This window comes from Bacteroides caccae (assembly GCF_002222615.2).
Classification (GTDB): domain Bacteria; phylum Bacteroidota; class Bacteroidia; order Bacteroidales; family Bacteroidaceae; genus Bacteroides; species Bacteroides caccae.
Genome location: NZ_CP022412.2, coordinates 1,895,436 through 1,918,131 on the forward strand (window position 1 = coordinate 1,895,436; position 22,696 = coordinate 1,918,131).

The window sequence follows — 22,696 nt, forward strand, 5'->3', positions numbered from 1 at the left end:
GGCTTTTGTTTTATTGTGAATTATTTCTAAAAAATATTTGTTATGTGATTTGATGATAATTATTTTGTCTACCTTTATCGACCAATACACATGAACAAAATACTATTAAGATATGAGGAAATTCTTCTTTTTACTACTGGTGTTGTCAGGTATTTTCCCTGCATATTCAATAGATACTCATTGGAATCTGGAACCGGTAGTAATCAAAAACGGAGTCAGTGACAATACTATTTATAATGTTTGTTATGGAAGTGACGGTTTTATATGGCTCTCTACTGATAAAGGAATTTCACGTTATGACGGATTTAGATTTCGTGACTATCCCCTCATTATGGGGATTGATTCTCTTTCCACTCCTCTGCATCAAGCTGTGAAAAAACTTTGCGAAGGTCCCGACGGTTTATATTATGCGTTACTTTTCCAAGGTGGAATTACTTGTTTTGATAAGGATATTGAAAAGTTTTTGCCGGTACGTTTTGATAAGCCTCTGGAACTGAAAGATATTCTGGATTTCTGCTGGAATGACGGGAGTTTGTATTTGGTTACTTCACAAGGTTTATTTGAATCGCGCATTGTTCGCAAGACAGAAGGAAAACATGATTTTGTGTTATGTCTTTTGAATCCTGAGCCTTTGGTAAGAGGAAAGGTTGCTCATCTTTGTAGTGATGGAAAAACAAATTTGTATTTCTCTGTTAATCAGAGGAAAGTGGTACATTATGATTTAGTGGCGAAAAAAACTTCTTTGATTAAGGAATACAGCGTAGTAAATAGATTGTTTTTAAAGCATGGTTATTTATGGATTTGCCGATTATGGGATGACATTATATGTTATGACCTTAAAACGAATGAGGAACGTGTTATCTCCATGGAAGGAAAAGATCAGTCTGAATTCTCTAATTCTTATGTTACGGATCTGGTTTTGAAAGATAACCGGACTTTTTATTTGACAACTTGGAATGGATTGTATAAGTTGCGTTTCGATAATGACAATCTGTGTAAGAGTCCGTTTGTGTTGACTTTGCTGACGAAGAATGAGAAGGCATTCCATTCGAGTATTGAAAATAAAATGACCAGCCTGTTTTGGGATGATAAACAACAAATTCTTTGGGTAGGTACATTTGGCGGTGGGGTCGTGAAATTTGATATTAGTGATAGTATGTACAGTAGGGTACGGCAGGATTTTGGCTCTCGGGTGGATGGTATGGTCGAAGATTCAAAAGGATATGTATGGTTGACCGTTAGCGATGGGGGGATTATGAAAAGTACTACTCCTGTGTTTTCGTTGGATACACATTTTGAACCTTGGAAAAAAGCATCAGGCTTTTCCGGACGCTTTCATATATATAAAGGTAAGAACGGGAATATCTGGTTGGGTAATAATTGGGGAGAGATTGTTATCATTGATCCATTAACAAATGAGGTGGAGTCCTTTCATCTGCAAAATAATAAAGGTGAGAGGATACAAACTGTTATTTATAGTCTTTGCCTGGACTCATGGAATCGTTTGTGGGTAGGCACTTCAAATGGGTTGATGCAGGTTGAACTTGAAACTCACGAATGCAAGAGCATTAAATTGCCTGAAAAAATAAAGAATGTATTTACAATAGCAGAGGATAAAGAAGGCAATGTGTGGATTGGGACGGATAGAGGTTTGAAAAGACTTGAAACGGATGGAGTACAAATTAGAGTAGAAGGAAATATTGAGAAAGAAAATGGACTGGAAGAGGCGGCTGTACGAACTATTTATGTAAATAACTATAATCAGATTTATGCAGCTTATTTGAATGTTGTTATCCGTATTGATGGAAGGGAGAAGGATAAGTTGGAAGCTATATACACTTTGCAAAACGGACTGACCAATGGACATGTAGGCTGTATGGTAGATGATCGTATCGGGAATACTTGGGCCGGAAATAATGTCGGAGTGATGACGATTAGAAATGGGCAGGATGCTTTCTATAATTATCTTTCGGTAGGTAATTGTAGTGCGGTATGCCGTTTGAATGATGGACGGTTGCTTTGGGCAAATTCTTGGGGATTGATTTTCTTTGATCCCTCTGCTACGAAAGCGGATTGTGAAAGAAGGCAGCTGATGCTGACAGATATAGAAGTGGGTGGAGAAACGATCTTGGCTGGGGAGAAACGAAATGGACAGTTGATTCTTTCAGGTTCTCCGGAACAACAGAAAAAGCTTGTATTCAATTCTGATAACAATGATTTCCATTTGTTCTTTTCCGATTTAGGTTATGGGATGGCTGAACGTAAGATAGCTTATCGATTACTTCCCTTAGATAAGGATTGGAGAATGGTGCCACTTTCGGAAGGCTTATGGTTCAATGGACTGTCTGCCGGAAAATATACTTTGCAGGCGAAACTTGTATTTCCGGATGGTAAGGAAGGGGATGTGAATGAGATTCTTATGGTTGTGAAAGATAAATGGTTTCAAACTATTTGGGCTTATATAGCTTATGTTTTGTTACTTGTCGCATTTTCTTGTTTTTTCTACATTTATTTTAAGAAGAAAGAGCAGCGTAAGCAGATGCACCGTGACCGGGAGATGGTATTGAAAGAGAACTTGAGCCTGGAGAAGATGAAGCAGACTCAAAAGAAGGAGATAGAAGCTTTGCGGAACGGCTTGCTTATGTTGTTTGTACAGGAATTGCGTACTCCTCTTTCGTTGATCATTGCTCCGTTGAAAGAATTACAGAAAGACAATTCCCAAATATCGAACCTTTCTTTGCAGGTTGCATACCGGAATTCGCTTCGTATGGTTGATGCTTGTGATCAACTACTGGCTATATACCGACAGGGGAATCCGGAAACGAAGTTGGAAGTAGCTCCCTATTCGGTAGAAAAGATGATTGACAGTAGTGTTTTTGGAGTCCGTGATTTGTTGAAAGTATATCCGATTGATTTTCGTTGCGAGAAAAGGGTCAAGAAAGAACTAGAATTCTATGTAAATAAGAAGAAACTAGAATTTATTATTCATAATCTGTTGACAAATGCTTTCACTCATACGCATTATGCAGGAACAGTTTATTTTTCTGTTTGTGAAATAATAGAGAATAATGTGCATTATGTCAGTCTGACAGTAGAGGATAATGGAATGAAGAAGGTGAGAACTTCCGAGCAATTGATGAGTGAGAACGGGACATTGGATAATGATTTATCTGCCGCACAGTTAGGCTTTTCTATTATGCGGCAGATGATAGAGGCGCATCAAGGAACAATCTCATTGGAAAGTGTTGAAGGAAAGGGGACAAAGGTAACGGTGAATCTTCCGGTAGATAGAGCCGTCCTGGAAAGTGAGCCGAATATATTGTTTATTGATCCGGAAGAACTGCCTGAAGTAGAACCGGAAGTGTTGGATCAACTCAAAGCTGATTCGAAAATTAGCGAAAATATAGGGAGACAGGGTCCAATACTTTTTCCGGGAGTATTGTCTCCTAAAGAAATGGCACAATCTGTGACAAATGAAGAGAAAAAGACAATATTAATTGTGGAAGATCATAAAGATATTCGGCTTTATCTGAAAGTTTTATTTGGGAATGAATATAATCTGTTGATGGCTACTAACGGTCAAGAAGGCGTGGATATGGCTATGAAAGAGTTGCCGGATTTGATAATTTGTGATGTCATGATGCCGATAAAAGACGGATTTGAATGTTGCCGTGAAGTAAAAGAATGCCCGGAAACTTGTAGTATCCCTTTTATTATGCTGACAGCGAAGGTAGAGGATGACGATATTATCCATGGTTTGGAGTTGGGAGCAGATGATTATGTGTTGAAACCTTTCACACCCGGTATTCTGAAAGCGAAAGTCAGTAATTTGATTAATGGCCGTCAGACGTTGAAACAAATGTATGCAAAGTTATTTAAGTTACCTGGAGCAGATGCCGTTGACGCAGATGAAACAGAGCAGCCGGGAGAAGAAGAAGCAAAGGCAGAAGATCCATTTATCACTTCCGTAATTAAAATTGTAGAGGAAAATATCTGTGAAGCTGACTTTAGTGTGAAGAAGCTTGCATCGGAATTAAATATGAGTCAGCCGACTCTTTACCGAAAAGTGAAGCAAAGTACGGACTATACGATTATAGAACTTATCAGGGGAGTACGTATGCGTCGTGCGGGTGTATTGTTGAAAACGAAACAATACGGTGTGCAGGAAGTAGCTGAAATGGTGGGATATAATGATATTCCGACGTTCCGTAAACATTTTGTAGACGCTTTTGGTACTACTCCTTCTACTTATGAATAAAAAAATGAGTACTTTTGCACACGAAAACCCTAAAAACAGGAATTAGAGTGCAAAGGTATTTCATTTATTTGGCTTATGACGGAACCAACTATCACGGTTGGCAGATTCAACCGAATGGGATTAGTGTGCAGGAATGTCTGATGAAAGCGTTATCCACTTTTCTACGTTGCGAGATAGAGGTAGTGGGGGCGGGTAGAACAGACGCCGGAGTACATGCTTCTTTAATGGTGGCTCATTTCGATTATGACGGACTATTAGATACAGTTTCTGTTGCTGAAAAATTGAATCGTTTGTTACCTCCGGATATTTCTGTTTATCGGGTTTGCCGTGTAAAACCGGAAGCTCATGCCCGTTTTGATGCAACAGCAAGGACTTACAAATATTATGTGACAGCAGTGAAGTATCCTTTCAACCGGCAATATCGTTGGCGGATTTATAGTTCGCTGGATTATGAACGGATGAACGAGGCTGCACGTACCCTTTTTGAATATAGTGACTTTACAAGTTTCAGCAAGCTGCATACGGATGTAAAAACCAACATCTGCCATATCACTCATGCCGAATGGACAAAAGTGACGGATGATGAAGCTACTTGGGTGTTTACCATTCGTGCCGACCGCTTCTTGCGAAATATGGTGCGTGCCATAGTAGGTACACTGATTGAAGTGGGACGTGGAAAACTTTCTGTTGAAGATTTCCGAAGAATAATCGAGCAGCAGGATCGTTGCAAGGCCGGGACATCTGCTCCGGGACAAGCCTTGTTCTTGGTCAATGTGGAATATCCGGAAACCTTGTTTATATAACTAATAACTTATAACAATCTTTTATGTGGTTATTATTAGCTTTTCTCTCAGCCACTTTGCTGGGCTTTTATGATGTATTCAAGAAACAGTCGCTGAAAGATAATGCAGTGCTTCCCGTTTTGTTTTTGAATACTTTCTTTTCCAGTCTTGTCTTTCTGCCTTTCATCTTGCTGTCCGTGTATGAGCCGGATTTGTTGGGAGGAACAATATTTAATGTTCCTGTTGCTGGTTGGGAACAGCATAAATATATCATTATCAAGTCATTCATCGTGTTATCCTCATGGATATTCGGGTATTTTGGGATGAAACACCTTCCTATCACTATCGTGGGACCTATCAATGCTACTCGTCCGGTAATGGTGCTTATCGGAGCGATGTTGGTATTTGGCGAAAGGCTGAATCTCTACCAATGGATTGGGGTGATGCTGGCTATTGCTTCTTTTTTCATGTTAAGCCGTTCGGGAAAGAAGGAAGGAATTGATTTTAAGCATAATAAGTGGATATTTTTTATTGTACTGGCCGCAATAACAGGAGCTATCAGCGGATTGTATGATAAATATCTGATGAAATCTCTGAATCCAATGCTGGTGCAGTCATGGTACAATGTCTATCAGGTTTTTATCATGTGTCCTATTCTGCTTCTGCTTTGGTGGCCTAAACGGAAGTCTACCACACCGTTTCGTTGGGACTGGACAATTATCCTGATTTCCGTATTTCTTTCGGCCGCCGATTTCGTTTACTTTTATGCATTGAGTTATGATGATTCTATGATTTCCATTGTTTCGATGATTCGCCGGGGAAGTGTAATTGTTTCTTTCACTTTTGGAGCACTCTTCTTCCGTGAAAAGAATTTAAAAAGCAAAGCGATTGACCTTATACTGGTGTTAATCGGAATGATATTCTTATATTTGGGGTCTAAAAGTTAAAACGGCAGATTCATAATCTGACTATTATAGGTTAAATAAGATTGATATGAAAATAAATAGACTCGTTTCCGCTATATTCTTTTTTGTTGTAGGATTGTTTTCGCTGGCTTCTCTTCAGGCGCAGGAAGCTAAAACTTTGTTTGTGAATATCCCGGATTCATTAACTCCTTTGCTTACTAAAGTAAATCGTGAAGATTGTATTGACTTTTTGGAAAGCAAGATGAAAGCGCAAGTTGAAAACCGTTTTGGTAAAAAGTCGGAAATGACAGAGCTTGGTACGGATTATGTCCGTATGCAAATGTCTCCGCAAACATCTTGGCAGATGAAGGTGTTGGCACTGAGCGATACGACGAAAGTGGTATGTCTGGTCTCTACTGCTTGTGCTCCGGCATGTGATAGCAGTCTGCGTTTCTATACGACCGATTGGAAACCACTTGCAGATTCTCAGTTTATCTCTCTACCGGTGATGAGTGACTTTTTGAGTACTCCTGATTCGACAACTATTTATGATTTTGATGAGGCTCGCCGTTCTGCTGATATGTTGCTGATGAAGGCTGATTTTAGCAAAGATAATTCGGAACTGACTCTTACATTGACCACTCCTGACTATATGGCAAAAGAAACGGCGGAAAAACTAAAACCGTTCCTCCGCCGCCCAATTGTTTATCATTGGAAGAATGGAGTTTTCACTAAGTAAAATCTCCATTCTCAATTTTCTATTCTCACTTTTTTAAGCATTCATTGATGAATGCTACCATTTCCGGTGTATGTTCTTCTACGCTTTGAAGCAATTTGAATTGTGCTTTTGTACGTACCAGATTATGTTCGGGATATTTAATCTTGTAGTAAGTATCTCCATTGATATAATCGGCAAGGAAACGTACACATTGCATATAGGGGAATAAAGCTGCAGCATAGGGAAGATTCTCTATTTCAATAGGAGTCAGGAATGATTTTGCACCTTCCAGATATCCTTTGGTGAATGCTTTGAATATTTCCATATTGAAGTTTACACGATCAAGGTCTTTGTCGTCTTCATCACCGGTGTTGGCTCCCGTGCGTAGGAAATCTCCGTAATCAGAGAATATGAAACTAGGCATTACCGTATCCAGATCAATGACACAAAGCACTTTTCCGTCTTCATCGAACATCATGTTATTTACTTTTGTATCACAGTGGCATACACGTTTAGGAAGTTTGCCTTCGCGGTACAGACGTTCTGCCTTGCACATTTCATCCGCCCGTTTTTCTATTTCATCCAAATAATACTGCACTTCTGCTACGCGTCCGGCTGCGTTGGTTGCAACGGCGTCACGTAATTGTTTCAGGCGGAACTCCATATTATGGAAGTCGGGAATTGTTTCACCTAAAGTCTCAGGAATATCAGCCAGCATAGCCTGGAAGTTACCGAATGCCTGTCCGGCATAATTAGAATATTCCGGATTGACGGTTTCGTATGTCTTGGCGCGAGGAATGAAAACCATTACACGCCAATAGCTGTCGCCGTCGAACCAATAAGTCTTACCTTCTTCAGTAGAAAGAAAGGATAAAACTTTACGGTCAATATCCGATTCTCCGGCTTCGGTCAGTTTCTTACGGATATGGCTTGTGACAGCGGCAATATTGGATTGAAGCATTTCCACATTCTGAAAAATGGCATGGTTGATGCGTTGTAGAACGTAGTCGGGAGCATCTGCTTCCTTGGTGTTTACTTTGTAAGTGTCGTTGATAAGTCCTGCACCTAGTGGCTTGATTTCTTCCACTGTGCCTTGTACTTTGAATTTAGCAACAATGCTAGATAAATCTTTCATGGGTCTTTTCTTTAAAATTTATAATAAGGTTATTGATAATCATATTTGGCTACTTCATTAGCCTGGCTGGCCGAACGGACAGGGACTAGGGTGAAGCCCCAACTATAATCACGGTTAGCCGGTATCTGATGGAAGGGTTCCGGGCGTGCTCCCCAGCTGTCATATCCACCTACTCCTTGTTGTTTCATATCAACACAGACTTCTACAAAGTCTCTCGGAGTAATATCGTTGACGTGATGCATTCTTCTCAATACATTACGCGCAGCCTTTTCGTCATGGTTGGCAACCTCTTCGGGGCTGAAGTTATTCCATTGATAGGGGTGGGGAAGGGCTTCTTCCGAATCGAAATCTTCGATAGAGTTGCGTAAAGCGTTGAAGCCGATAAGGCTGTCGGCAACAATAGCCAGGCCATTCCCTTTATCAGGAGATAGAGCAATCCAACGGGTATCGGTATGGTGTCCGTTTTCCTGCGGACGAACGTAGTTGAAGTACATCTTATCTGCCGTTGTCTTGTATACGCCAACAAGGGTACCATGATTACGGTCAATATAGTTTTCTTCCGGACCGCGACCGAAATATTGTACATTGTTCATTTGGGCGGGCAAACGGAAGCGTACACCGATACGGGGAACTTCCAGTTTGGAAGCTGCTTTGCGGGCAGCATCGCTTCCGGGAGTAAAGGTAGCCATACGCGTAGCTTCGGAAACTTCTGTTTCTGCTGCTTGCATATCCGTAGAAGTGAATTGGGCACTAACATTTACGATACCGCTCGGATAGATTCTGTAAGTGACAACATACAAGTTGCCGGCAGCTAACAAATAAGTGGCTTTTAGCGAGACAACTTTATTCTCAGTAGTCATCTTGACATCTGTCACATGGAAGTTTTTGCTTGATTGCTTCCATACCTGCAAACGTTTAGGAGCACCGTTACCATAGTCATTATCATTAGGAGCACGCCAGAAGTTAGGCTGAATGCCAAAACCGTCTTTGAAATATTCAGTTCCGTCCACTTTATATGAAGTGACTAATCCGCTTTTCTTATTAAATACAAAGTTTACCTTTGAAGAAGATACGGTTAGTTCATCACCTGACGTTGCTGTTGTCAGTGCAGGACCATTAGCTTTATAAATTCTTTTCTCTACCTGAATCGGAAGCTGGAATTGGTCGTATGCTATTTCGTAGCCGGCTGGTATTAGCGGTTCCGGTTCTACTGTTGTCACACTGAAGTTTACAAAATATTCTGTCCCCGGTTGGGATTTTAAGCCGTTTACAGGTACAGTAAACTCTTTGGATGCTTGCGGAGCGATGTCTAAAGAAACTTTTCCGCTTTTTATTGTTTTGTTATTTGAGAGTACGCTATAATGGATCTGATACTTTTTCAGATTGGTAAAGTAAAAACGGTTAGTGATTCTGAACTTGCCGGAAGCAGCGTCAATTGCTTCAAAACCGACATTTTGATGTACATATTTTACTTCAGCCATAGCCGGGTGTGGTCCGCGGTCCGGGTTGACAAGCCCATTGCAAAGGAAGTTACCGTCACTAGGGGCGTTTACACCAAAGTCACCTCCATAAGCCCAGTATTCTCTACCATTTTTGTCTTTCTGGAGCAGACCTTGATCTACCCAGTCCCAAATATATCCTCCCTGAAGGTTAGGATATTTGTAAATAGCTTGCCATTGTCCCCAAAGGTTTCCGGTGGAATTACCCATTGCGTGTGCATATTCCGAAGGAGCTACCGGACGGTCGCTGCCGTTCTTGCCTGTGTTTTCCAACCAACTGGCACCTGGATATTGCGGAACATACATATCGGAGTTCCATTCCCATTGTGCGCGTTCATAGTTAACAGGACGAGCCATGATATTTTTGTCTGCTTCTTTCACCCACAAATATGTTTGATAGAAGTTGTATCCGTTTCCGGCTTCGTTTCCTAACGACCAGAAAGTGACACTCGGGTAATTCTTGTTACGTTCGAACATATTTATAGTACGGTCCATGTGCGGTTTCAACCATTCGGGGTTGTTGCCCAATGAGCCGCCTTTGCGGAGGTCGTAATACATACCGTGACTTTCGATGTTAGCTTCGTCATACACATAGAGCCCGTATTCGTCGCAAAGTTCGTAGAAACGGCGGTCTTGCGGGTAGTGGCAGAGGCGCACACTGTTTAAGTTATGCTGCTTCATGAGCTCAAAATCACGACGCATCAATTCCTCTGTAACGTAATGCCCTGTTGCCGGATTGTGCTCGTGGATATTTACACCTTTGAGTTTCAACGGTTGTCCGTTGATGAATAAGCAAACATACGGTTTGCCGTTAGCAGCCTTTTGTTCAATTGGTTTGATCTCAATACGACGGAAGCCGACATTGAAGGGAACTATTTCTGTAAACTTATCTCCGTCTTTGATGTACATCAGTAATTTGTAGAGATTGGGATGTTCGGATGTCCATGTTTTTACATTGGGGACTTCTATTTTCACTTCTTCAAAGAGAGGAATGGTTTGGTTCGCACCTATGGCGGTATTCATTTCGAAAGCAGCGATTACCTTATCGGTTTTCGGATCTAACACCTTATATCCGATAACATAATCTTTAGAGGGCTGTGAGGTATTGTTGCGGATATCCATTGCCAGTTTGAAAATACCGTTTTTATAAGTATCGTCCAGCGTGGATGTTACACGGAAATCTCTGATTGCTACTTTGGGTTGTGAGTAGATATACACATCACGTTCGATACCACTGATGCGCCAGAAGTCCTGACATTCCAGATAAGAGCCAGTGCTCCAACGGAAGATTTTCAGTGTAAGTACATTCTTGCCCGGTTTCACGTACGGGTTGATTAAGAACTCGGCAGGATTCTTTGAATCTTCGCTATATCCTACTTCCTTACCGTTGATATATACATATACACCGGATTTGGCTCCTGCCAAATGCAGATAAATGTCCCGTCCGTCCCAATCGGCAGGGATGTCTATATCACGGCGATATACACCCACCGGAGTCGCTTCCGGCAATATCGGAGGCTGTGGGTTGCGTGCTTTGAATTCATAACCATGATTTGTGTAGATGGCTACTCCATGTCCTTGTACTTCCCAGTTGCCGGGAACTTGGATATCATACCATGAGTCTGTACTGACGCTCGGATCAGTAATGTTGTCAGGAAGATCTTTGTAGGAATCTACAAAATAGAACTTCCATGTTCCGTTTAATAACCGATAGAACTTACTACGCTCAAATTTCCCGCTCAAGGCATCTTCACGATTGTCGTAAGTCATAAACGAAGAACGGGGATATTCTTTGTTAACAGCTACTACTTGCACATCTTGCCAATAAGGCTTTTTTGCATTATCAGCTACGGCACTGGTTACTACCAGGGAAAATATTCCCAGAAAAATGTTAGTTAATAAGAGGGGGTGTAGTCGAAATTTCATGTTTCTCAATATTGGTTTTTCATTTCGTTTTTATTTAACTTTAATATGGTCGAACCCTTCTCCATAAACTCCGATAACAGCACTTTGTGAAACAAATGCGTTAGGGTCTATATCTTTTATAAACCGGAAGATAATGGGGGATTCCCGTTTTTTAGCCAATACAAACATCATCTTCACTTCGCGTCCGGTATAAAAGCCCGTTGCATTGATGATTGTAACGCCTCGGTGCGGATATTCGTTGATACGTCGTCCTATTTCTTCATATTTATTTGAGATGATAAAGAATTGTACGGACTGACGTGCGCTGTTCACCACCTGATCGAGCACGAAGCTACAAATATATAGAGTTACAAATCCATATACTACTTTTTCCCAGTCTTTTAAGACAAAATAACTGGAAGATATAATGATCATGTCGCAGATAAGTACAACTCTTCCCAGTGTAATATCCCGGTACTTGTTTATGATAGCTGCAATGATATCTGTGCCTCCGGTACTTCCGTTAGCTGAGAAGGCAACCCCGATTCCACCTCCACAGAATGACGCTCCGATGACACACGCCATGAAAGGCTGGTCGTGAAGGAGACTGATCCCAGCCGCCAGTTTCTGGATAACGGATAAAAAGAAAGTCAGGGTGAACACTCCGAAGATGGTTTTGATACAAAACTTCAATCCCAGTAATTTAAGAGCTAACAGCAGCAGGAAGAAGTTGATAGTGAAATACGTATATTGCACCGGAAAGCCGGTCGCCCAATATACAATGGAAGCAATACCCGGTACTCCCCCGGTAGTGATATCGTTGGGTAGTAAAAATACCGTCCACCCGATGCCGTACAGAATCATGCCAATGGCAATCATTACATAGTCTCTAGCCTCACGGATAATGCTTTGCTTAGAAGGCTTTGGAATAGCTGTTTTCATAAACGTGATTATGATAATCTATAAAATGTTGAAACACGAACCAATGAATAATCCGGCTTTGGGGGAGAAGCCGGATTAATTTATGTTCGTGTCTGCAAAAATACTATTTTTATTTTACGAAAGCGTGGTGGTAGCCTTGTACTTTATTCCATCCTCCACGAGTAAAGTCGGGAATTTCAACCGGAGCTGAATTGTTTTCAATAGAGAGGCGGGTCAGTTCAGCCATGCAGCACCATTCTGCCAAGTCGTAAACGTCCATGTCTAAAGGTAAACCATTCTGTAAGCAGTATGCCAGACGATAATCCATGATAAAGTCCATACCACCGTGGCCGCCTACCTTCTTAGCTGTTTCTTCCAGTTCTTTGTGGATAGGATGTTTGTATTTATCCATTAGGGCTTTTTTAACGTCAGCAGGTACAGAACCGTGTGCGTTCAGGTTTTCATGATTAGGAACATCGTTTGAATCAACTTGTGAAGGTCTCAGGCAATATTCTTCAATCGGATATTTGCTTGCGTAACCGTCTGCTCCTACAATCTGATACATACGACTGTAAGGACGCGGAGTCATTACATTATGTTGGATTAACATAGTCTTACCATTTTCTGTGCGAATCAAAGTTGAAGTCTGGTCACCGTTCTGGAAATCCTTCACTTCTTCTCCTGTTTGCTTTTTAATATAAGCCGGACCATTGACAGCTTTCGTATCCATTGATACTAAAGTTTTCATACGGTCACCACGGTGGATGTTAAGTACTTGGCAAGCAGGACCCATACCGTGAGTTGCATATACATCACCACGATGTTTCTGATTGTAATCCATACGCCAGTTATTCCAGTATGAAGGCCAGAAGTCTTCCAAATTGTGAATGTATGAACCCTCTACGTGTAGTACGTCTCCAAAGACACCTTGCTGTGCCATATTCAGAGAAGTCAACTCGAAGAAGTCATATACACAGTTTTCCAACTGCATACAGTGCTTGCGGGTCTTTTCTGAAGTGTTGATTAACTGCCAGATTTCGTCCAATGTCATGGCAGCAGGTACTTCGATAGCTACATGTTTGCCATGTTCCATTGCATACACGCCCATTTCTGCATGGTGCTTCCAATCAGTTGCTATATATACAAGGTCGATATCTTCCTGTTCGCATAGTTTCTTCCATGCGTCTTCCGAACCACTGTAAGAAGTAGCTTCCGGCATTCCGGCATTCTTCAGGATTTCCTGTGATTTCTCTACACGTTCGGGAGAAAGGTCGCACAAGGCTACAATCTTGGTTCCCGGAATATGTGTCCACCGCGATACGGCACCAGGACCACGCATTCCCAATCCGATAAAACCGACACGTACGGTATCAATTTTGGGAGCAACAAGTTGGATTACGTCTTCTTGTCCGGCAGGGCGGGCAGGAGTTTCTACTTTGATAGGAGCGAAGGCTTCCTGAGCCTTCTGTTGTTGTGTGCAGCTTGTATGGCAGGTTAACAAGGTTAGTCCAATAGCTGCGACTGTGAATAGCTTTTTCATCATATTTTTTATGTTTTTAATAGGGGGTTATTTGTCGTTTTTCATTTTGCGGTCAAAAATAGTAATTTATTAGTCAATTCCATATAATTATAACAGATAATTTTGTTTTTTTACCCTTATTTGGGTAGAAAACAGGTCTTACTTTTTCTTTCAGATTTGTCATGGTCTTAATGCGTTTATGTTGTGACGGTCATATTTCCGTGTGTACGAAGTAAATACACCTCGTAAGGGGTGTTCCCCTATGAACTAATGTTTTTTTTAGCATTTCTTAATGTTTAAGTTTACTATTACTATTTCAAACCAACTCAAATATAAGACACACTATGGGAACATTCTCCTAGAATAGGAACCACTTTTTAGTATTGCTTAACTTTTTGTCTTCTTATCGGATGTCTATGTGAAGCAAAGTCATTCTTCCAGTAGAATACGTTTTCCATCGGCTTGTACGGCGTATAATTTGGCGTACGTCAATGATACCGTCAAGGGAACTTCGAATTTGATAAAGGTAGAAAAATAGAGTAACTTTCCATTAGCGTCTTTTTCCCTGAGTTCGAAAGCTACAGCTTCATCTCCGTTTGTAATGCTCACTTCCCGTCCGTTGATATTTCCTTTTATATCCTTTGTTATAGGTCTTATCCTTTGAAACTGGGTATAATGACCAACATCCGGTGGAGTAGTATCCAATCCTATATCTCCTTTCTTCCGGTCTTCCAGATAATAGAAAGGTTTGGCTTTTTTCGGATATTTAGCCATAGCTTTCTTTGCATTTTCAATCATTTCCTTCGTTACAGTATACTGATAGCTGCCATATTGATCGATCTGTGTATCTACGGTTACAAAGAATCCCCACATTTCAAAAAACTCGGTCAGATCTTCTTGTGCGGCTTCACTTGCCATTCGAGCAAACAGAAGTTGTTTAACTCCCGGATTATTGGAGGATGTCCGGTTCTCCCGCATGAGTTTGAACAGTCTTTGCCAGAAATCCGTTTTGTGTCCGCAACGATGATAGTAATTCCATAGTTGCCAGTTCATACGCATATGCAGTTCTGTATTTTCTCCCTGATAATTGCTGCCAAAGTTACACCAAGGTCGGTTGAGTACGCAATGGGCTTCCGAAAGTGTCATTCCTGTAATATTTCCTTCGGAGTTAGTCGTTCGGTTATCGGCCGCTTTAGGAAGATTAAGCTCTGTGCCGCGTGAACAATATTTTCCAAGTTTATACAGTATGAAATTCGAGAACAGATTATTGGACGACTCAGTAGAACTAGGCCAGTCGATTGCCAGTTGGTGAATGTGTCCGATTTCATGTGCGGGTCCCCAGGCGTTATCTTTGGCACTCATCACCTTGTCGTATAGTAATATATTTTCCAGATAGGTATATACGAATGCAATACGGTAGTCGGAAGCCCACATATATGCACCTTCAGGTGAAATTGCAAACAAGTGGTTATTAACCTGAGTAGGGCGCACATCTTCAATACCCATTAGTTCCTGCTCCCAACCGATGATGTTGTCCCATAGGTTAATAGCGGACAATATTTCATCTTTCACAAACTCACGCAGTTTATCCCGGTGGAAATAAAAGATAATCTTATCACCACGTACTCCGAAATACTTGTCGGTGGCTTTTGATAACAATTCGGCATATTTGGCATTTGTTTTGTGTTCTTTCAAGTCAAAGAAACCGCTGACCGTTCCGCTTCCTAATGGAATATGGATTTTTATAGGTTTCGGATGGCTGGTCAGGTCACAGTTGTACATGACGAATAACTGGCCCCTATTACGTATTTTGATTTTGTTAATACCCGGTTCCAGATAGTAAACGTCTCCCGAAGCGGCGGTCTGTACATATTCCTGCGGTTCCCAAAAGTTCGTTCTTTCTTCTCCTACACATTGTATTGAAACTTCGCGTCCATAGGTATCGCCAACAAGGACGATAATTTCGTCGTTTTTTTCCACAGCAATACCGGTCAGGTTGTCCAAGCTACTGTAATGTTTGGTCATTAACTTTTCCGCCCACTCGTTGATATCACTATAAGCGTTGTATTTGCGGATACGAAATTCTTTCTCCCATTCATCATAAGCGTTGTTTTTTAACGCTTCGGCTATGTGGACGAAATATTTGCTTGGCAATTTGTTGATTTCTTCATTGGTGACATCAGCTTTCAGTTCGCTACAAGTAATATCTTTGAATACGGTCAATAACTTAGTTGCCAAAGTGTTATCCTCATTCTTTTTAAAGAAGTGCATTTCGTCACAACTGACAAAGTTACCAAGTCCGCTTTTGACAACAAACTTAACGCCTGTGGCTTTCATCCCTTTCTTGAATACGATTCTGCTCGGAGTATCTTTCATTTTGAAGTCATAAGTTCCTTGAAGCGTATATCTTTTTCTATCGGAATCGGTAGAGGTGTAAACTTCAACCTCACCAAAATTACCATTCCCTGATCGGGTATAATAAATAAAGTAATTGATTTCCGTATCTCCTTTGAAGAAATATTCCAAAGTGACAGGGAAGGATGTATTACTCCATGAACTGTGATAATGTGACTCGAAGCTGATTCCTTGAGTAAATTTGCCATCGTATGATTTGTCAATGTCAGATCCGGGCTGGTATTCGCTGGCTTTTCCTCCGTACGGTATAATCTGAATATCTTCGGGAAGTACTACATCTTTTGTCTCTTCCTCTTCTTCCTCGATGTCAGGTATAGGCTGAGGCAGTGTTTTGTCGTTGGAACTGCAAGAAAGTGTTGCATTGAAAATAGAGAGAAATAGAAACAGGAGGGTAAACTTGTGGAATGTTTTCATATAAGTCTGATTGTGTTATTGATATAGATTGTGCGTTATAAAGGTAATAAAAATGGCAGGCATATATTACCTGCCATTTTTATAAATAATTATCGTGAAATGCAACTTATTCTTTATTCACAAGAATACGTTCTCCATCAGCCTGCACGGCATAAATGCCTGTACGGATTAAAGGAATATTTCTCGGTACACTGAATTTTAAGAAGTTAGAGAAATAAACAACTTCGCCCATAGTACCGTCTGTTGATTGCTTTCTTACTTCGAAGGCTACGGCTTGTTCTCCATTCTTAATTGTGATTTCACTTCCTGTCACAGATGCCACCATTGTATAGGTTGGAGTTTTAGTAATCTTTTCATTGTTCTGGAACTGGGTATAATATCCTAAGTCTCCAACCTCTTTATATCGGTAGTCGCCGGATGTAAAATCTGAAATTTTACGATCTTCAATATATTGTATTGGAGCGGCCTTCGGATAATTCTGAGTTTTAATCCATGCTTTAGTATCTGCTATCATCTTGTCAGTCACTGTATAAGTCCATGTACCGTATTGTTCTACTTTTACATTATCTACAGTTTTGAAGAATCCCCATGTTTCGAAGAAATCCGTAAGGTCTTCCTGGGCAGCTTCGCATACAGCTTTGACGAAAGCCAATTGTCTTGCTCCCGGATCGCTTTCTGGCACATTTTTATATGTTGTACGCATGATATCGAATACTTTAGGCCAGAATTTAGCTTCCTGTTCGTTACCTTTACATAAATCATAATAGATCCATAGCTGCCAATTCATACGCATGTGAATCTCAGTATCTTCATTCTGGTGAGTAGAAGTACCCATATTCCACCATACCTGCTTATCTCTATAAATTGCATTGGCTAAAGATGTCAAGCCTCGTCCGCGTGACTTATATTTTCCTAATCTGCGAATTACGTAATTAGAGAACAGATTGTTGGATGATTCGGTGGACGACGGCCAGTTGATAGCTGCTTGATGTACGTGTCCCATTTCGTGGGCAGGTCCCCAAGCATTATCTTCTGCTGCCATTACATTTTCACGTAAAAGAATATTTTTCAGATACGTATATACGAATCCCATACGATAATCAGATGCCCACATATACGAACCTTCAGGAGAAATGGCAAACATGTGGTTATTGATTTTTCCGTCCTGTCTGTATTGAGAGATTCCCATTAACGATTGTTCCCAACCGACAATGTCATCCCAAAGATGAATAGCGGATAAAATTTCAGTCGGAGCAGCATCCAACATTTTCAGACGATGGAAATAGAACATCATTCGTTCTCCACGTACACAGAAATATTTATGGGTGGCTTTACTGATTAATTCTGCATATTTAGCATCTGTCTTGTGTTCTTCCAGATCGAAGAAACCATTAACTACACCGTGTCCTAGAGGAATATGTATTTTGATAGGAGCAGGGTTGTTAAGCAACTGTTCTCCATCCACATTGTGCATAACGAACAATTGACCGGGACCTTGCATCTTTAATAAGTTAACCCCTTCTTCCAAAGAGTAGGTCGTTCCGGTTGCCTGTGTTTGCTTGTAGTAGTCAGTGGAGCTACCGCTTGTATAGACATTCTCCTCCCAAATACATTGTAATGATACTTTTTGTCCTTCCGGGATATTACCTACTAATACTATGATTTCTTCATCTTTGTTGACGTAGATTCCGGTCGGATTGTCTAGATTACTGTATTTCTTTGTTTGTAGTCTTGTTGCCCAGTAGTCGATATTGCTATATGCTTTATATTCGCGTATACGGAAATCTTTCTCCCATTCGTCATAAGTGTTATCTTTTAATGCATGGGCCACACGTCTGAAAGTTTCACTTTCCAATGCATCGATTTCTTCGTCGGTAACTCCTTCTTTCAAGGAACTACAAGTAAGATCTGTAAAGACAGTCAGGAGTGGATCATTCAAATCTCTGTAATTTGCTTTTTCAAAAAACTCCATTTCTCCACAACTGGCGAAGCCTCCTAAACCCGTCTTAACGGTGATTTTAACTTTAGTGGCTTTGACCGTTTTAGTTAGTATTCCGGTCTTGCCGTCAAACCCGCCCTGCTGTCCGAAATCATAAGTACCTGCAAGAACATAATTCGGATTATCCGCTGTTTGAACGTAAACATCGACTGCTCCGAAGTTTCCGTTTCCGTTTCTAGGATAATAGATAAAATAATCGACTTGTTTATCTCCTTGAAGTGTATATTCTAGATCTATAGGCAGTGGATGAGTCGTATTATCCCAAGGAGAATGATAATGATATCCATCACCTTGTGTCTGTGAGCCTTTGATTCCGTCGAATGTCTTTTCGATGCTCCAGTTATCTCCTTGTGAGATAGCATTTCCACTTACTATGGCTATTTGAGTATCGTTTCTGAAATCAACATCATTAACTCCATATTGGGTTAAATTAATGGTATAATTGCCCAACTCAGATTTAACAGCTAATTTGGCATAACGTTTTGTTTTTCCTTGATTATCAAGGATAGAAAGCATTATTTTATCATCCTGTTGGAAAGCTGTAGCCCATTTTTCGTCGGAATTGACGCTCCATTGGCTGGTTCGCAGATTTGTTTTTACCGGGATTGACATTGTAGTGCTTCTAAAGTCAATCTCTTTGTTCAGGTCACTACTGCTGATTTCAAATGTATTTGGAATCAGTTCACTCTCATCGTCCTTACATCCGGTATATATTAAGGATGTTATTAGACATAAGAAGTATGTTAAATATAAATGTATATATTTCATAAGTTATTGGATTTGTATAGGAAACCGTTCTATAAACAATAAGAGCGTTTCCTATGTATTAACTTTAGTGATTACATTCCCCATAATTTAAGTTCGGCCATTCCCCAACATGCATACCATGAAGTACTACCTGGCTGGAATTCTCCTATGCAATTTCCTAAATAAGACTCCATTACTGTCAATCTTAGATAGCTGAAAGGATTAGGCGACGTAAATACTTTTGAGGTATATGTTTTTCCTCCTTCACTTGCTGTTGGTAATCCTTCGTTTATTTCGACAAACTCATTCCAATTTGTTCCGTCATTACTAGTAAATAACTTAATTACTTTAGGTCCTGAGTTATTCCAACCTTTTGTAATATACTCAAACATGATAGCTCTCATTTCTTTACCTAAATTGATGTCAATAGGTTGTCCATACTGAGCATTTCCGCTTGCTGATTGATATTTGGTTTCATAAGCTGTACTGGTATCGTCATCGTAAAGAAAACTTAGTGAATTAGCTCCACAACTCAACGGATCAGTAATTTTATCTGTCAAGTCAATCTTATCATCCACCATATCGAACATATACTTCAAGATTACATAATGTTTTTTAGTGTCCGAGGTAATAGTTTCAAGATCTTCACTTTGTTCAAGTTGTAGTGGAATTAAATAAGTCGCCCCTTTAGTCAATTTAGAACGGTCTACTACTAAAACCCCGACGCTTTCACTAATTCCGGAACTGAATATCAAATCTTCCAGTTGATAAAACGCTCCTTCCGGAACTGCTTTGTAATCTGTTCCTTGGGCCGTATTGTATGCATCTATTTCTGTTTGGTCAGTGCTGGCTTTTATACCGGCCGTAAAATTCCACTGGTTGATGACTCCGGATGTCATGGAGACTTTGATTTCAGCAATAATTTCTTCTTCCTTATTAACTCCCAGGTCTATCATTGTGGATGATTTCTCAAATTTGATACCTAGCTGTTTCACTTGAGGTTTAAGAATTAAGTCTCTTTGCTCAAAATTGACAGAATCAGTTTTACTGGTTAAGCGGATAGGTAAAATAAAGATGCTGTTGGCATTAGCTTCCGCTTCCACCTGTTCTGTTATTTTTTCCGGATTTAATGTAAACTCTTCTATTTTATAGGTATCTGAGGATTCGAAACTAATATCCTTATTCCGGAAAGTATAACAATCACTGTTCAATACAACATAGTTGTTGCCTTTGTAACGTGATTCATTATCAATTTCAGTCTGAGATAATGTGCTTAGTCTGACTTGGGCCGTAGCGGAAGGATCGCTTCCGGATTTGACTACAGTAATAGAATATTTTACTTGTTGTCCATCGTTGAAGAGTACCAGATCGTTCTGTCCGCTATTCTTTAAATAAAGAATCTTGTTGTACTCTTGGGGTATCAGTTCTTGGTAGTCAGCTTCTTCACATCCGGTAAATGTGGCGAGTGAACCCAAGAAAAGAAGTGAGTATAATATTTGTTTCATAATTTGTAAACAGTTTAAAGATTAATATTCGGGTGCTTGAACCATTTGTGGATTCTTGTATGTTTCGTTAGCAAATATAGGTGCCAGATACATACGGTTTTCCCATTTGTAATCTTGATTTACAATAACAGGTTGATTTAACTCTTCGAAAGTAGGTTCTTCTACTTGTTCCATATTCAACCCTTTACGTACGCCAGCTGCAAAAACTTCAGGGGCAATCATCCAACGTCGTGCGTCGTAATAGCGTAGGCCTTCTCCCCATAGTTCTACAAAACGTTCGTTGCGTATCCAATCCATGGCCGGCATATCATTCAGCATTTCTTCTGTTACATCCGGTATACCGGCACGTTCACGAACTACGTTAAGATACGTAAGTGCTTCTTTGGGTCTGTCTAAAGCTGCCAAACATTCGGCTACACTCAGGTAAAGTTCTGCTAAGCGGAAGAGAGGACGTGGATAGCTTTTTTCGTTGTTACTCCAGTTTGTACCCCAGTTCAGGTCGGGCTGGATAAATTTCTTTGACATGTATCCTGTGACACAGTGATCACGGGCGAATTCAGTTCTGTTCCAACCTTGTGCTTCGCCTTTCTTAAGATTGAGTACCAGAGGTTTGCCGCCTGAAATTCGTGGGCTGTATTGGTCTCCGTCAAATGAAAGCCATGCATAGAATCGTGGTTCGCGGTTGGTATTTAACTTGATAATATCCGCATTGCTTCTTCCTGCAGATTCATACCATGAATCTTCTTCTGCGAAAGTCCCTTTATTGGCAGCAATTCGAGGTAATTCTCCTTCTTTGGTATAGAATCGCTCTACACTGTTTAATAAAGGAGAGTAGCCGCTATATCCACTTCTCCAAGGGCCTCCGTCTACTTTTACCACGTGTACGGGTAAAGAAGCCATTACTACACCACCGTCATCTGCAAGTCCCCATATCATTTCACGGTTACCATCCGAGTAACGACTAGTTACGAGATAACGCATCAAATAAACATGTTTTTTGAATTCTTCGGTAACTCCGTCTACGGGAACATCAAGCTCTCCTAGATTAAGTCCTTGATTACCCATAAGGATTGCACTTTCTTTAGTAGTCATCAGTCCGCATCCGCCTTCTCCTTCTGCCCATTCCAGTGCGTCTTTACAAGCAGTCAGTGCGCGTTCCCATTTATCGGGATCATAAACCTGGCTGACTAATTCTTTCCCATATCCCGGTGTTTCGAAATTCTTGTTTTTCCAATCCGGATAAGGGAATTTCCCATTCCATAAGTCAGAAGCTGCATAGAGCAACAAGCGTGCTTTTACTGCTTTTGCAATAGTGGAAGTTGCACGTCCCCATTCCGAACCGATACGGGAGGCCGGAAGATCTTTAGCTGCTTCGTCCAGTTTCATGGAAATCCAGCTTGTTACGTAATCAAAGTGATAACGTCCGTGATATTCATTGTTCGGTGTATCCATATCAATGTATGAATCAGTGATAGGGCACGGGCCATAGTATTCTAATATCAGGAAATGATAGTAAGCAATTAGGAAATTGGCTTCGGCAGTCCATTCTCTTTTTTGTACTTCCGATACATCGAGGGCATTTGGTAATTGGGACAGAAACAGATAACATTGTCCGATATAGCGGTAGATATTACCCCATTTCCAGTCTCCGGGAGATTCCGGAGTCAGCAGTCCCCAACCGGCACGTTGTCCGCTGTGTCCCCATAATTCCGGGAATACAAATTCATCAGTAGATGCAGCTTCCATTCCGGTATAAGTAATTGGGTTGGATGAACCTTTGATTCCTGCATAGCATGAGTAGAGGAAGCCAAGTGTACTTTCCGGCTTTTTAACGGCATCTCCCAGACCTGCTTGTTCGGGAGGTACTACATCTAGGAAATTGCAAGATGTCAGGCAGCACGTAGAGAGTATTAACAGACTACCCATCTTCTTTATTTTATCTATAAGTCTCATATTTATCTCGTATTTAGGTTC

General features: G+C 40.7%; 12 protein-coding genes. 4 read left to right on the forward strand and 8 right to left on the reverse strand.

Annotated features, from left to right (window positions below; translation table 11 throughout):
* Positions 1-112 precede the first annotated feature (112 nt).
* Genes CGC64_RS07440 through CGC64_RS07455 form a run of 4 tightly spaced genes read left to right on the forward strand, consistent with a single transcriptional unit; the run spans position 113 to position 6,684 of the window.
* A complete protein-coding gene (locus CGC64_RS07440; protein ID WP_005677324.1) occupies positions 113-4,258 on the forward strand; it encodes a response regulator in 4,146 nt (1,381 codons plus the stop codon).
* 47 nt (positions 4,259-4,305) lie between these two features.
* A complete protein-coding gene (gene truA, locus CGC64_RS07445) occupies positions 4,306-5,061 on the forward strand; it encodes a tRNA pseudouridine(38-40) synthase TruA (protein ID WP_032855117.1) in 756 nt (251 codons plus the stop codon).
* A gap of 23 nt (positions 5,062-5,084) precedes the next feature.
* Entirely contained in the window at positions 5,085-5,987 is a 903-nt protein-coding gene (locus CGC64_RS07450; protein ID WP_005677326.1) for a DMT family transporter, read from the forward strand.
* A gap of 46 nt (positions 5,988-6,033) precedes the next feature.
* Positions 6,034-6,684, forward strand: a complete 651-nt coding sequence (locus CGC64_RS07455; protein WP_005677327.1) for a DUF3256 family protein — start codon at positions 6,034-6,036, stop codon at positions 6,682-6,684.
* 25 nt (positions 6,685-6,709) lie between these two features.
* Here CGC64_RS07455 and CGC64_RS07460 read toward each other — a convergent pair whose 3' ends face one another.
* From CGC64_RS07460 to CGC64_RS07495, 8 genes are all read right to left on the reverse strand, one after another.
* Positions 6,710-7,798, reverse strand: a complete 1,089-nt coding sequence (locus CGC64_RS07460) for a phosphotransferase enzyme family protein (RefSeq protein ID WP_005677328.1) — start codon at positions 7,796-7,798, stop codon at positions 6,710-6,712.
* A gap of 29 nt (positions 7,799-7,827) precedes the next feature.
* Positions 7,828-11,223: a glycoside hydrolase family 2 TIM barrel-domain containing protein gene (locus CGC64_RS07465; protein WP_005677329.1), complete on the reverse strand. Its 3,396-nt coding sequence runs from the start codon at positions 11,221-11,223 to the stop codon at positions 7,828-7,830.
* 30 nt (positions 11,224-11,253) lie between these two features.
* The gene (locus CGC64_RS07470) at positions 11,254-12,144 is read right to left on the reverse strand and encodes a YitT family protein (protein WP_005677332.1); all 891 of its coding nucleotides are present in this window, start codon (positions 12,142-12,144) and stop codon (positions 11,254-11,256) included.
* A 109-nt stretch (positions 12,145-12,253) separates the two neighbouring features.
* The gene (locus tag CGC64_RS07475) at positions 12,254-13,666 is read right to left on the reverse strand and encodes a Gfo/Idh/MocA family protein (RefSeq protein WP_005677333.1); all 1,413 of its coding nucleotides are present in this window, start codon (positions 13,664-13,666) and stop codon (positions 12,254-12,256) included.
* A gap of 405 nt (positions 13,667-14,071) precedes the next feature.
* The gene (locus CGC64_RS07480; RefSeq protein ID WP_005677334.1) at positions 14,072-16,471 is read right to left on the reverse strand and encodes a M60 family metallopeptidase; all 2,400 of its coding nucleotides are present in this window, start codon (positions 16,469-16,471) and stop codon (positions 14,072-14,074) included.
* A 106-nt stretch (positions 16,472-16,577) separates the two neighbouring features.
* Positions 16,578-19,238, reverse strand: coding sequence for a M60 family metallopeptidase (locus tag CGC64_RS07485; protein ID WP_005677335.1), 2,661 nt, complete (start codon positions 19,236-19,238; stop codon positions 16,578-16,580).
* A 71-nt stretch (positions 19,239-19,309) separates the two neighbouring features.
* Positions 19,310-20,722, reverse strand: a complete 1,413-nt coding sequence (locus CGC64_RS07490) for a BT_3987 domain-containing protein (protein WP_005677336.1) — start codon at positions 20,720-20,722, stop codon at positions 19,310-19,312.
* 21 nt (positions 20,723-20,743) lie between these two features.
* Complete coding sequence (locus tag CGC64_RS07495; RefSeq protein WP_005677337.1) at positions 20,744-22,675, reverse strand: RagB/SusD family nutrient uptake outer membrane protein; 1,932 nt, start codon at positions 22,673-22,675, stop codon at positions 20,744-20,746.
* Positions 22,676-22,696: the final 21 nt, after the last annotated feature.

Bases quoted from the DNA above. Each gene is read 5' to 3' on its own strand.
- CGC64_RS07440 (WP_005677324.1), top strand. From the start codon at position 113: ATGAGGAAATTCTTCTTTTTACTACTGGTGTTGTCAGGTATTTTCCCT.
- CGC64_RS07450 (WP_005677326.1), top strand. From the start codon at position 5,085: ATGTGGTTATTATTAGCTTTTCTCTCAGCCACTTTGCTGGGCTTTTAT.
- CGC64_RS07455 (WP_005677327.1), top strand. From the start codon at position 6,034: ATGAAAATAAATAGACTCGTTTCCGCTATATTCTTTTTTGTTGTAGGA.
- CGC64_RS07460 (WP_005677328.1), bottom strand. From the start codon at position 7,798: ATGAAAGATTTATCTAGCATTGTTGCTAAATTCAAAGTACAAGGCACA.
- CGC64_RS07465 (WP_005677329.1), bottom strand. From the start codon at position 11,223: ATGAAATTTCGACTACACCCCCTCTTATTAACTAACATTTTTCTGGGA.
- CGC64_RS07470 (WP_005677332.1), bottom strand. From the start codon at position 12,144: ATGAAAACAGCTATTCCAAAGCCTTCTAAGCAAAGCATTATCCGTGAG.
- CGC64_RS07475 (WP_005677333.1), bottom strand. From the start codon at position 13,666: ATGATGAAAAAGCTATTCACAGTCGCAGCTATTGGACTAACCTTGTTA.
- CGC64_RS07480 (WP_005677334.1), bottom strand. From the start codon at position 16,471: ATGAAAACATTCCACAAGTTTACCCTCCTGTTTCTATTTCTCTCTATT.
- CGC64_RS07485 (WP_005677335.1), bottom strand. From the start codon at position 19,238: ATGAAATATATACATTTATATTTAACATACTTCTTATGTCTAATAACA.
- CGC64_RS07490 (WP_005677336.1), bottom strand. From the start codon at position 20,722: ATGAAACAAATATTATACTCACTTCTTTTCTTGGGTTCACTCGCCACA.
- CGC64_RS07495 (WP_005677337.1), bottom strand. From the start codon at position 22,675: ATGAGACTTATAGATAAAATAAAGAAGATGGGTAGTCTGTTAATACTC.